The 12,809-nt window shown below is 66.8% G+C and carries 7 protein-coding genes and 1 tRNA gene; 6 read left to right on the plus strand and 2 right to left on the minus strand.

The features are described from left to right. Positions 1–755 precede the first annotated feature (755 nt). The 3 genes from AB0D08_RS18720 (at position 756) to AB0D08_RS18730 (ending at position 4,282) form a co-directional block, all read left to right on the plus strand. Positions 756–2,180 (plus strand): hypothetical protein, encoded by a 1,425-nt coding sequence (locus AB0D08_RS18720; protein WP_359889992.1) that lies wholly within the window; start codon positions 756–758, stop codon positions 2,178–2,180. A gap of 52 nt (positions 2,181–2,232) precedes the next feature. Beyond that, positions 2,233–2,682, plus strand: a complete 450-nt coding sequence (locus tag AB0D08_RS18725) for a hypothetical protein (protein WP_359889995.1) — start codon at positions 2,233–2,235, stop codon at positions 2,680–2,682. 598 nt (positions 2,683–3,280) lie between these two features. Beyond that, positions 3,281–4,282, plus strand: a complete 1,002-nt coding sequence (locus AB0D08_RS18730) for an alpha/beta fold hydrolase (RefSeq protein WP_082526689.1) — start codon at positions 3,281–3,283, stop codon at positions 4,280–4,282. Positions 4,283–4,808: 526 nt separating this feature from the next. Here the strand turns inward: AB0D08_RS18730 and AB0D08_RS18735 are convergent. Further along, entirely contained in the window at positions 4,809–6,101 is a 1,293-nt protein-coding gene (locus AB0D08_RS18735) for an ABC transporter substrate-binding protein (protein WP_359889998.1), read from the minus strand. Positions 6,102–6,544: 443 nt separating this feature from the next. On the opposite strand from AB0D08_RS18735, the gene AB0D08_RS18740 reads away from it, so the two are divergent. Next, positions 6,545–9,328 (plus strand): LuxR C-terminal-related transcriptional regulator, encoded by a 2,784-nt coding sequence (locus AB0D08_RS18740; protein WP_359890001.1) that lies wholly within the window; start codon positions 6,545–6,547, stop codon positions 9,326–9,328. A gap of 444 nt (positions 9,329–9,772) precedes the next feature. Here the strand turns inward: AB0D08_RS18740 and AB0D08_RS18745 are convergent. Next, positions 9,773–9,867: transfer RNA gene (locus AB0D08_RS18745), tRNA-OTHER, on the minus strand. Positions 9,868–10,556: 689 nt separating this feature from the next. Between AB0D08_RS18745 and uppS the strand changes: the two genes are divergently transcribed. Together uppS and AB0D08_RS18755 are read left to right on the plus strand one after the other, a co-directional pair. After that, the gene (uppS, locus tag AB0D08_RS18750; RefSeq protein WP_033822260.1) at positions 10,557–11,282 is read left to right on the plus strand and encodes a polyprenyl diphosphate synthase; all 726 of its coding nucleotides are present in this window, start codon (positions 10,557–10,559) and stop codon (positions 11,280–11,282) included. Between the two features lie 70 nt (positions 11,283–11,352). Beyond that, entirely contained in the window at positions 11,353–12,366 is a 1,014-nt protein-coding gene (locus AB0D08_RS18755; RefSeq protein ID WP_149038335.1) for a terpene synthase family protein, read from the plus strand. Positions 12,367–12,809: the final 443 nt, after the last annotated feature.

The following is a 12,809-nucleotide window of genomic DNA, read 5'->3' on the forward strand; positions in this document are numbered from 1 at the left end:
CACGACCACCTCGCTTGACGCACCGTTCGGACGCGGGGTCGGCAACATGCCCTTCTGGCAGGAGGGAACGGGCAGGAGGGGTTGGGCAGCAGGCGGTGCGCGGCGACCGCGGGTGAGGGGTGAGGGTCGGCTGTCCTGGTGGGCGAGCCACGCGGGGTCGGTGCAGTTCGGGCAGATCCGGGCGAAGGCGGGGAAGCTGCCGGTGTCCAGCACGGGCCGGGGGTGGGCGCCGTTGAGACCCCACAGCGGGGCGGTGCAGAGTGCTTCCGTCCTGGTCCTGAGCCGGTGGTAGACGGTGCCGCTGTTGCGGTGGCCCATTCGGCGGGGCCGAGAGACCGGGTGTCGACGTCGGCGAGGCGGTGCGGCTCGGTGAGGTCGAAGCCGGCGGCGTCGAGGCGCTCCGTCGCCGGCGGGCCGCCGGCCGGTGCGAAGGGTGCAGTCAGAAGTAGAAGTATCCGTCGGCGGCTTCCAGGGTTCCCGGCATTGACTTTGAATCAGCCCTGATCCTCCAGGCAACCCTCCCGACCGCAGCTTGACACCGCTGCGGCATGGGATGTCTGACAAGCTCTTCCACCCGATCGGCGGACCTTTCGGGAATCACTCCCGCACACCGAACCTCGTAAACTAATGGCCACACGCCCGGAATTCCATGGCCGGGCCCCGACGATCACCACCGCGCACGGCGAGGAAAATCCACCTGATAGACGCGCGATATGTCCCTGCGTTCATCACCCGGCCGGGAACTAGGAGAATCCATGGAAAATTGGCCCCTGATACCGTCCACCGCAGGAGAATTCGAGAATTTCTTTCGACGTGCAATCGAGGCCGCCCAGGAACATGGTGACCCCGGCGGTGGCTATGGAAATTTCGCCGCCCAGCAGCGCTACAGAGGCCCCGGCGACAACGGCTTCGAATCTTTTTCCTCAGAGATCTATTCCGAATTGATGCAGTATCGAATGAACGGCGGCTACTACGCTTCCCAGCTTCTGCACCAGGCGGCAACGGGATCCGAGTTCATATCAGCAGATTCTGCATCCTCGTGGCTTCACACTGCCTGGGATGTCCTGTTCAATGGAGGCGACTGTCTGGATTTCCCTACACCAGAGGGGGCGACACGCCTGATCCATGAGAAAAACACAGGCCCGAGGGCGAGCGAGCAGGTACTGCGCATGACCATCGCCGAGGCGGCCCACGCCGGGATCGGGAGAGAACGAGCAGAAGACCACGGGAGCGCTTCTGGGGATTCCATCTACATCATCGGTCACGGAGGGCCCGAGTACGGCTTCGTCGCCATTCCAAATGGACTCAAGGTGCATATATGGGGCGAACAGGGAAAGGGACTCCAACTGGTCAACGCGTGCAATGCCGTCAATAGCCCCAACAGCTCCCCCACCCTTACGCTCGAAGCAGACGGATCCAATCTGGACATGCCGAATCAGATACTGGAGTCGTGCACCCCGGACGAGAAGAACGACGCATACGACGTCATTTACATGTCCCCGATGCTTGACAAGGTCGTCTTCATAGACGGCCATGAGAGTATCTCCACATCCCCGATCAACGGGCCGATCGCGCTGTGCAACTCCATAGACAGATGCACCTCGGAAAAGCACTCGTGCACCGGCCTTTTCTCCAAAATCAACCCAGAGAAAGGCTACACCGATCTCCATCTCCTTGCGTGCCTGCCCACAGCCGGGGAGAGCGGACCACTGGCCATCGCCGATACCGATTACTCGCGAGACCTCCGGGACGAGGCGATAATTCTCGAGTCCCTGATCGAGGTTGACCCGGACGCGGCCCTGATGGAATGGAACAGCCTATCCAGGGAGGACCGGGCAACCTATCGGATGTACAATAAGGTGAGGCATTGGGACAACAGAAACCGGGCCATGTCATTCATTTCAAAGAATGGCCGCACCGCCTTCTATCAGCTTTTCGCAGCGATGCCCTATCCAGATCAGGATGCCTACGGAAATGAAGACATCGTGGAGGAGTGCCGCCGAGAGATCGAGTCCACGCTGTCGAATATGCCTACGGATAGGGATCGCATCGCCTATTATCTGAAGCTCGACAAGCCAACGCGCAGACTCCTCAGGCATACTTCCGGAAAGGTCATCCAGCTCCTCGCCCGAGCTGCCGAGATCAAGGCGAGGGCGAAACCGAAGCCGTCCGACACATGACCGCTGCGCCAGAAGTATCCGCCTGGATGGATTCGCCGACCGGACCCCGCTGGTGTTCGAGCGCCGCTCGTGCGGCGCGGGGTCGAAGGGCGAGCGGTACTACGACTTGGCCCCGGCCGAGGTCACCTGGCCGTCGGATGCCGGGTCCGCCCACAGCGGCTGGCAGCACCTGCTGCTCGTGCGTCGTTCGATCGCCGACCCCACCGACCTGGCGCTCTTCGCCGTCCACGCCCACCAAGGCACCATCTTGGCCGTGATCGTGCGGGTGGCGGGGATGCGGTGGGGGGTCGAGGACTGCTTCGAGACCGCGAAGTCCGACTGCGGCCTGGATCAGTACGAGGTCCGGCAGTGGGAACCGTGGCACCGCCCCATGGCCCTCGCCCTGGCCGCGTTCGCGTTCCTGTCCGTCACCTCCACCCGCACCGCAGGCAGAGCGGCAGCACACGCCCCGGACAGCGAGGCCGGACGGCAGGAAGAGGACGGGGACACGGACCCGCCATAACGTGGCCGCCGCTGCACCTGCCGCTCCCGCTCCCGCTCGACAGCGTCCTGCACTGATCCCGTACACCGCCGAGGAGATCCGCCGCCTGCTCCACCAGACCCTCTGGCACGTCACGCACACACCGGCCGTGGTCGTGGCCCCGTCGCTGTGGCGACGCGCCCACCAAGCCCTCGCCCGCCGCATCCACTACGAACAGCGAAAACGCCGATCTCTCGAACATCACCTGTAGTACCGGGCGATCTCGGTGACGTTCCGCTTGCTCACGTTGCTCTCGCCAGGGAGTTCTGGCTGCCCGATAGGGCAATTCATGCAGATCAGAAGGGAGGCAACGGCGCTCGTAAGGGTCCGCTTTGCCTCCGTTATGCCTTAATAGGCTACATGCTGTGAATACAGGCGCAATGATGTGCAGTCGGCTCCGTCCGAGCCGGCCGATGGCATCGGCAGTGCCGCTGGAAGGTGACATGGCGGCCTGGTAGGCCGAACTCTGGCTGGGATTATCGCGACGGCTGAGGGGCCGTCGCGAGAGAGAGCACTGGATACCGCTGTCCCGAACGAGGACACATCCTACGCAGAAAACAGGTGGAGAATCGTGAAACCTATGACACTACGTCGCTTCAGCGGGATATCCGTCGCAGCGGCGCTGTTGATCGGACTTCCGGGAATCTCCGCATCGGCCGAGACAGGTGACCCTCCACTGGACGTGCCGGAAGCGACAATGGCGGCGGCCTTGCAGTGTCACGATGCCCCGACTCCGGTTGCGGGGCGGGAGCCGGTACTGCTGATCCACGGGACCGCACAGGACGGTCCTGGCGCATGGGACTGGAACTACGTTCCCGCACTGAACAACGAGGGCATCAACGCGTGCACGGTAACCCTTCCGGATCATGCTCTGACCGACATTCAGACCTCCACCGAGTACGCCGTCCACGCCGTCCGAACGATGACTGATCACTATGGATCGAAGGTCGACGTCCTCGGGTTCTCCCAGGGCGCGCTCGTGGGCAGGGCAGCGATCAAGTACTGGTCCGACGTACGTGACTCGGTCGATGACATGGTCGCCCTCGGTGCGCCCTACCACGGCACTGCCTTCGCCAACACGCTTTGCGTGGCAGGGTCGTGTGTGCCGGCCATGTGGCAGATGAAGCTCGAGCATCCTCTTCTCGGGGCAGGGTCGAACTTCATTTCGGCTCTCAACGCCGGTGATGAGACCCCGGGTGCCGTCAGCTATACAAGCATCTCCACACGAACTGACGAGGCATCCATCCCGCAGCTGCCCACATCGGTGTCGTGGCAAAATGGCGGAGCAACCAACATCGCGATTCAGAGTGTCTGCCCCCTACGGGTCGTGGACCACATGCAGCTCACCTATGACGCGGTTGCGTATGCATTGGTGCTCGACGCGTTCACCCATACCGGGACATCGAGTGTTTCGCGCAGTGGCGCGGGGTCTCAGTGCAGTGGCGCCTTGATCACGCCCATGCCTGGCATAGATCTCGTGACGGCCTCTGCCATCGAGGCCGCCACCTATGCTGCGGGTGCCCCTCTCGAGGCTGGCATCGGCTACCCCACGGTCAGCGCTGAACCTTCCTTGCGCTGGTAGGCAGAGATCGATCGGTTTCGCATCCGTGTCGAGCAGCCGGGCCCGGTACTACAGGTGAGATTTGAGAGCTCGGTGCCAGACGGTCAGGTGCAGCACCCAGTCGTAGTACCGCTCGCCCTTCGACCCCGGCCCCGCACGAGCGGCGTTCGAACGTCGGCGGCACTGCCCGGGCCACGATGTCCACCCGCACCGGCCCGGTCTCCGGCGTGACCCCGGTCTCGTCGCACGGCTCCGCCTTCGTCACGGATCGCCGAGGTGCTCGACCACGAAGGCACGTGCCTCGTCGCGGAGCCCTCCCCAGCTCCAAGTCATCCGCCCTAGCAGATCCTTGACCTTGTCAGGCGTCGCCTGGCCGGCTTATGCGGCGGTCCGCCACGAGTTTTTCCGCTTCACCGGACCCAGCAGGGCCTTCAGATACGCGCGGGCCGTCCGACGGGGTTCCACCCGGAAGACACGATGCTCACCTGTAGTGCCGGTCCGACCGGACCCTCTGCAAGACCACGCCGGCCTCAGGAAAGCCCCGACTTCATCCCGTCCCCAACCCGTTGAGCGCGGTGGGGAGGTCACCGGTATAGGCAGTAACCGGGCCGTTGCCGTCGTCGGTGGTCAGGGGCTTGCCCTGCAGGGTCAGTTCGGTGCCCTTGATTTCGGCGACCTGGGAGCCGGAGAATCCGGCGTGGGATTGGGCACTGTAAGCGTAGGGAACCAGACCGGGGCTGGTGAGGCCGCCGGACTGGACAGCGTCCACGATCGACTGGCGGGTCGGGTTCTTTCCGGCCTTCTGCAGTGCCTGGGTGAAGGAGAAGGCCACCCCCATGCCGTACTGGGCCAGCGCGGACTCCGGCAGCGACGGCGCGTAATGGTCGCGGACCTTCATGAACAGATCGCTCCAGCCGCTGGAGCCGGAGAGGGGCGGCAGGAACGTATCCGTAACCATTCCCTGGATGAGTGCGTCACCCGACCCGCTGCCGCTCTGTGCGGCATAGGAGTTCAGCAGCTGGGACAAGGTGAGCGGGTCCGCGCCCGGGTAGCTCACGACCAGCTGGGCCGTGTTGCCGAGCTTGATTTGGGCGAGCCGCAGCTGGGCGGTGTAGGTGGGGATCGTGTAGGCGATGATGACGTCAGCCTTCGCATTATCGATGGCGGTCATCTGCGGAGTGATGTCGAGGTTTCCGGGCTCGTAGGTCTGACGGGTTACGACCGATGAGGCGGGAACGGTCCGATCCAGTCCCTCGACTCCGCTCTTGCCGAAATCGTCGTTTTGGGTGAAGTACGCAACCTTCTTTCCCGGGAAGGCGGAGGCCACGTACGCGCCGAGGATCTTTCCTTCGCGGATGTAGTCGAGCGGCCAGCCGAAGGTGTACGGGTGGGTGGAGGGGGCGTCCCAGCAGGGGCAGCCGGACCCGACGAACAGATCGGGGACCTTCTGGCTGTTGAGATAGTCGGTGACCTTGGTGTGAGTAGGGGTGCCCTGGCCCCCCACGATGGCGAACACTTTGTCCTGCTCGACCAGTTCGTGAACTGCGTCCACGGTTGTGCTGGGGTTGTAAGCATCGTCCCGGTACTTGTAGACGATCTTGCGACCGTGGACACCGCCATTGTCGTTGACATAGTCGAAGTAGGCTTTTACAGCCGGGGCGAAGTCGCGAAAGCCGGGCGCGGCCGGGCCGGTTAGAGCCACATGGCCGCCGATGGTGACGGTGTCCTCGGTAACACCAGGCGTCGAGGGCTTTCCTTCTCCGCCGTCCGAGCTGCCGCATCCAGCCGCTGCAAGAGCAAACGCGGCCAGCAGGGCCATCGCGCGCGCACGCAGGTTCATAGCGTCCACTCCTATCCTGTGTTCCAGGGATTATCACAATTGAGACCTTTTCCTACGTGCCCATCCTCGCGTTTCGGGCGCTGGGCTGATGTGGATCTTCTCGCCGGAGTCGGCCACCCGTCCCTCCAAGACCCCGATCCCGATCCCGGCCCCGGCCCCGAGACTGCATGCCCTGTTGGACATGGCTCCGTTGGGCATGTCTCCGTCAGCGGCGGCGATGCCGAGTGCCTTGGCGACGAGGAGAGCCCACACCGTTCACACGGACCAAGAGCGCCGGCGACAGATCCTCGACTTCCTCGCCCGATTCTGCTGACGGATCTCCGGCGCAGGACACTGGAGGTACGACGGACAGCGGAAGCCGGTGACCTGGTATGGACTCTGAGCCACGTGACGCAGCTTTCTCCGCGATGGCAGGTCCCGGGCTGCCGTCCGGTGCGCAGGGCGTGGCGCAGGAGGCGGATTTCGTGGGCCGGTTGCAGGAACTGGAGGCGATCGGACGCTGCCGGGCCGAGGCGGCGCTGGGGATGCCGTGGATGGTGGTCGTCGAGGGCGAACCGGGGATCGGGAAGACCGCGCTTGCCCAGCGTGCGCTGGCGGCGGGGCCGGACATGCTGAAGATCTGCTGGAGTGCGTGCGATCGTTCTGAGCAGGACTACCCCTACGGGGTGGTGGACCAGATACTCAGTCGGCTGCCCGGGGCAGAGTTCGGGGCCCAGAGGCCGGCCACGGCGCCGACGTCCTCCCCCTTCGCAGTGGGTACGGATCTACTGACAGCTCTGGCCGGCGCTGCCGAGTCCGGCCCGCTGGCAGTAGTGATCGACGACATCCCCTGGGCGGACGAGGAATCCCTCAAAGCACTGTCCTTCGTGCTGCGCCGTCTGTACAGCGAGCCCATCCTGACCGTGATCACCGCCCGTACCCAGGACACCAGGGCATCCGCCACCGCGGAGCCGGGGGTACCCGCCCACGGGGGCTGGCACACCGTGACCCGGGGTGCGGCCCGAGTGCTGCCGCTACGACTGATCGGGCTGAGCCGAGAGGAGACCGCGCAGATGGCTGCCGCCGGCAGCGGCGCGGCACTGAGCCAGCAGGCCGTCGGCCGCCTGTGGGAGCACACCGCCGGCCATCCACTGTATCTGCGGTCGCTGCTTGCCGAGGCCGGCCCTCAGGCGCTGGCCAACCCGGCACGCCCGCTGCCGGTACCCTCCACTCTCAACGAGCTGGTCCGCCGCACCCTGAACCGGCTGCCCGCCGAGGCCTGCCGCCTGGTCCAGGCCCTCGCCGTCCTCGACACCGCCACCCCGCTGGCCACCGCCGCTCGGCTGGCCGGCCTGACCGACGCCACCGCCGCACTGGACGCGGCCCTGGCCGGCGGGCTGCTCCAGTGGCAGCCCGAACATCCCACCACCCCTTTGCGCATCCACCACCAGCTCCAGCGCGACGCCATCTACCAGGCCATCTCCCCCACCCACCGCCACGCCCTGCACGCAGCCGCAGCTACGATGGCGGACCCTGACCGGGCCTGGGACCATCTCGTGGCCGCAGCCGTCACCACCGACCCGGAGCTGGCGGACCGGCTCTCCGCCGAAGCCACCCGCCAGACCGCCCAGGGCCGCCACCACCGCGCCGCCACCCTCCAGCTCTGGGCCGCCGACCTCTCCTCCACCCGCGACACACGCGAACACCACCTCATCACCGCCGCCACCCACCTCCTCCTTGTTCAAGCGCTCGCCCGCGCCCAGACTCTTCGCGAGGCCGTCGAAAGCTGCGCGCCCACTCTCAAGCGCGACGCCGTTCTCGGGTACATGGCCGGGTTGGCCGGCGACCTCGCCACCGCGGACAGGCTCCTGGCGCCCGCCGCCGAGACCGCCGACCCGGCCACCCGCGAGATCGCCGCCACGTGGCTGGGTTTCGTCCACATCTTGCGGACCGACGGCCGCAAGGGTGCTGCCGTGCTGTATCCCGTTGTCGGCAGGTTGCCCTCGAGCACGGCGGCTCACTATGCCCGCGGCGCCCTCGCCCTCTCGCTTGGTCTCGCCGATGGACCGTTGGCCGGGCTGGTGGTGATGGCCGAGTCAGGTCTGTCCGAGCCGACCGACCAGCTGGCCCACACGAACAGCCCGCTGCTGATGTTCCGGGGTTTGCTGCGGGTATGTGCCGGTGTTCTGGGGGCAGGGATCGACGACCTGGCAACTCTTGCCGCCCGCCAGCGGGCCGACAGCAACCTCTCCTCTTTCTCCTCGGCGCTCTTCACGCTCAGTCTGGGGCGCTATCTCACCGGCCGATGGGCGGAGGCAGCCGTCAGCGCCGACCACGCTCTGATGGTCGCCGAGACCGTAGGACAGCCCTGGGGTCTGGCCCCCAGCCACGCGGTCGCAGCCATGGCCTACACCCAACAGGGTCACCACGAGCAAGCCGCATCCCATCTTGTGGCCTCCCGCAAGTCCGCCGACTGGTTCCCCGAGTACGACGGTCTCTTTCCGGTTGTGGCTGCAGCGGTGGCGGCTCAGGCGCGCGCCGACTGGCCGGCCATGCGTGAGGCCCTCCAGCCGCTGAACGACCCCGCCTTCGCCCCCGGTATGCGCAGGCTCAGGCCGCTGTTGTGGACAGCGCTGTATGTCGAGGCGCTCACCGCCACCGATGTCCGGCCCACGCCTGACGACCTGCGGAACGCCGAGACGGCCCTGGCCGTGATCGACCGACTTGCCAGCGGCGCGCCCGCCCTGGCCGCAACACACCGATGGCTGCACGGCCGGCTCGCCGCCGCCCGGGGTGATACCGAAACCGCCCTCCAGTACTACCGAGAGGGCCTGGAAACTCCCTCCCACGACGGCGACGACATTCCCCTGCACCGCGCTTTCCTCCACCACGACCTCGCCCGTCACTTCGTGACCGTCAGCAGCCCCGACGCAGCTGCCCGTCACCTCGAACAGGCACACAACGCCTACACCGCCCTCGGCGCCGCCCCCCACGCCCAGCGCGCGGCCCATGAGCTCACTTCTCTTCGCCCCACCATCGTGCTGTCCGGCGCATCCGAGCTGGCCACTGCCCTGACCGAACGCGAGCACGCCGTAGCCCAGCTCGCCGCCGATGGCCTGACCAACAACGAGATCGCCCGCACGCTCTTCGTCAGCCCCAAGACCGTCGAATACCACCTCAGTCACGTCTACACCAAGCTCCGCCTCACCAGCCGCCGCCAACTGCGGGACGTCTCCGGGATCATGTGATTTCGGCGTGGTGAGGCACCGCAACGTGACAACACCCCTTCGTGCGTTACGAGTCCCGCCGCCACCAGCGGCTCCAGCGCCTGCACCGGGTTGCCCTCCAGCCCGGGCGACCGTACCGGCGACCGCCGGCGGCACCGGGGCGTCGAGTACGGCGAGCGCCTCGGCCATCACCGGGGCCGGGGCCGGCCGCCGGGCGGGCATCCGACGTACCGCGCCCTCCGAGGAGGCGGACACCAACACCACCGCGTCCTGGTCCTGCCGGGTGGGCCCGGCCGTCGGGGGTGCGGCCGGGCCACGGCCGGGGGCAGGATCAGCGTGGACGTCCCGTCCCCGGCTGCGACCGTACAGCACACCCTCGCTCCGGCGGGCGAAGACGCGCGGCCGAGCAGGGGGCGGGCAGGAGACGCAGCGGGCGGGCCGCCGCGTGCGCGGCATGCCCAGGGGCGGAGAGGGCAGGATTCGAACCTGCGCGGGCCCCGAAGGACCCTGCTCGGCCAGCGCTGGCCAGGCACCCGATGAACCGCTCCGGACACCTCTCCCCGTCCCGGAAGCCCGATGTCCGGCGCTCCCTGACGTGCCATCAGAATGCCCCGGGCAGCTGACCCGGTACTGACACCTGGCTGACCGGGCACCGGGTCGGACGGTGTCATCGGACTCCGGGCTCTCCCCCACCGCGGCACGGGCCGCCCGGCCGCGCGATGCCCGGACGCGGGCGACGGCGCGGATGCGGCGCGCGCTGCATCGCCAGGCCGGATCCCCCCGGCGACGGGACACGTCGCGCCCCGCGGCGACGGCCTGATGTCCACAAGCCCCATCTCGACCAGCGGTTCAGCGAAGGCCACACCATCTCCCGGCATCTGTTCGAGGAGATCCGGCAGCGCGGATTCCCCGGTCAGGAGCAGATCGTCCGCAAGTACATCCGCCGACCTCCATGAGTCGGCAGGGTTCCGGTCGTCGCACCGACGTCCGGGTCGTGACGTGGATCAACGCGCTCTTCCGTGCCACTGTCCGCCATCAACCGCTGAACCTGGTTTCCCTTCCGTGTCGCATCCCGGGGCCGGACGCCGGCCCATCTGTACACAGCGACGAGCACCCACGCATGGAAACTGAACGGCAGACAGGCTCGGGGACGCTGTCGTCCGGTTCCGTGCTCCCGGTCCGCAACACCTACGGGCACGGTCGCCACGCGAGCCCGATGCGGGTGACCGTCCAACACGAAGGATCCGACATGACCGTCCACGAATCTGATTCCGATCCTCCGGAGACATCCATACCTCTGCAGCATCTGGGGATCATCCTTGACGGAAACCGGCGCTGGGCCCGTGACCGCCGTCTTCCGGCGGCTGCCCACGGCCATCGCGCCGGCTTCTCGAAGATTCCCGAAGTGCTCACCTGGTGCATGGCGTTCGACATCAGCATCGTCACGCTGTGGATGTTGTCGGACGACAACATCACCAACCGGAGCGCAGCCGAACTCGACGACTTGTACCGCATCGACGAGGAGATCATCGCCCAGCTCACAGAGACGGGAAGCTGGCGGCTCCATCACATCGGCCGGACGGAGTTGTTGCCCGAGCGCCTCACAGGGGCCTTGCACACCGCCGAACAGGTCACCCGCGACCGCCCTGGGCCCTTGGTCAACCTGGCCATCGGCTACGGGGGCCGTAGCGACGTGCTCGCCGCCGTGCGCACACTGCTCCAACAGGTGAAGGACGGCGCTGACCCGGATGCCGCGGCGGAGCGCCTGGCCGATCACCTGTCCACCGCAGGCCAGCCCGACCCGGACCTGATCATCCGCACTTCCGGGGAGCACCGGACCTCCGGTTTCATGCTCTGGCAGGCGGCCCTGGCCGAGTGGTACTTCTCCGACCGACTCTGGCCCGACTTCTCCCGTGACGACCTGGCCGCGGTGGTCGACGCCTACCGCACCCGGCGTCGCCGTTTCGGATCCTGATACCCATCAGAAAGGCAGCGCATCGTTGGCGACTCCCCAGCAGCACAGCTTCTACATGCCCTTCCCACCCGTGGAACCCAACCCCCTGACTTCCCGGGCCGAGGCCGCCATGTGGTCGTGGATCGACGAAACGGGCTTGTGCCCGACCCCGGCCGACCGCCGACGCGTCGCCGACGCCGACGTTCCGCTCCTGATCAGTCTGCTGTACCCGTCAGCCGATGCGGACACCCTCTCCATGCTGGGCTGCTACTACGCGTTCATCTTCGTCAACGACGACCTGTTCGACGAGAACATCTCCAACACCGGGCCGCAGCGGTGCTACGAGGAACTACGCCACGTCATCGGCGTCCTCGACGGCGAACCGGCCGAGAACCCCGTGGCGAAGGCGCTGGCCGACGTCTGGCGATGGGCCTGCGAGCGCCAGGGCCCCAGCTGGCAGGAGTCCTTCCGCACCCACACCCGCGACGCCATCTGGTGCTACTACACCAGCGCCGTCAACCGGCACAGCCGCCGGCTGCCGCATCTGGAGCAGTATCTGGAATTCCGCCGCGACGACATCGGTGGGCTGCCGTTTCTGGACATGTGCGAGCCTGCCACGGGTACGGACCTGCCGGGCATGGTCCGTCGCCTCTCCTCGCACACCGAACTCACCCACGCCGCAGCGGACTGGATCGGCCTGTGCAACGACTTCCACTCGCTGCGCAAGGAACGGGAAGGCGGCTACCACAGTGATGTCTTCGCCGTGCTGCAGACCCACGAAGGGCTCTCCCTTCCGGACGCCGTCGTTCGCGCCGACGCCCTCATGACACGCTGCATCGAACGCATGCAGAGCGCCTCGGAGCAGTTGCTCGCCCAGGTGGAGACCCTGGCACTGCCCGCCGAGGTCCAGGCGGACACGGAGGCTTGCGTGCGGGCGTACCAGGACACGGTCGTGGGGTTCCTCCTCTACCACCCCCAGGCACCACGCTTCGCCGATCCCGAGCCGGCAGGCACCCATGGACGTGCGGTGAGCGATCTGTTCCGGCCGCCGGCCGGACCGGCACCGTCCACTACCACTCGTCCCGCCGATGACTCTCCGTCCTGATACGCGCGGGTGGGAAACCCCTACGGGCAACGCCCTGCTCCGCATCCTCGACGAGGAGCTCATGTCGGATGGATCTTGTGTATACGCCACCCGGCGATGACCACCGCACGGCCGCCTGCTCGACCATTGCCGAACCACCCGGACCGCTTTCGTGACACCCCCGATCGGTGGTTCACGGTACGCACCTGTGCTTCCCGGCCAGGTACTTCGCTTCCGGGAAGAGACTACTTCCCGAAAATCCCTGTTCAGACCTGAGTGGTACTCGGATACGCCTTGTCGTGCTCAGATGTGAGCCCCACATAAATGCGGCGCACCGATCAGCAAGAGGCCTTCCGTGCCTTCCGGCGGGCTTCCGGGCCATGGGGGCCGGGAGCTCCCGTCCGGTGGCTGTCCGGTGTCCCGGCCGGGGCGTGCACGAGGGGGGCAACGTGACCGGTGCGCCC

It is taken from the genome of Kitasatospora sp. NPDC048540 (genome assembly GCF_040651175.1).
Lineage (GTDB): Bacteria > Actinomycetota > Actinomycetes > Streptomycetales > Streptomycetaceae > Kitasatospora.

Bases quoted from the DNA above. Each gene is read 5' to 3' on its own strand.
- AB0D08_RS18720 (WP_359889992.1), top strand. From the start codon at position 756: ATGGAAAATTGGCCCCTGATACCGTCCACCGCAGGAGAATTCGAGAAT.
- AB0D08_RS18730 (WP_082526689.1), top strand. From the start codon at position 3,281: ATGACACTACGTCGCTTCAGCGGGATATCCGTCGCAGCGGCGCTGTTG.
- AB0D08_RS18735 (WP_359889998.1), bottom strand. From the start codon at position 6,101: ATGAACCTGCGTGCGCGCGCGATGGCCCTGCTGGCCGCGTTTGCTCTT.
- uppS (WP_033822260.1), top strand. From the start codon at position 10,557: ATGACCGTCCACGAATCTGATTCCGATCCTCCGGAGACATCCATACCT.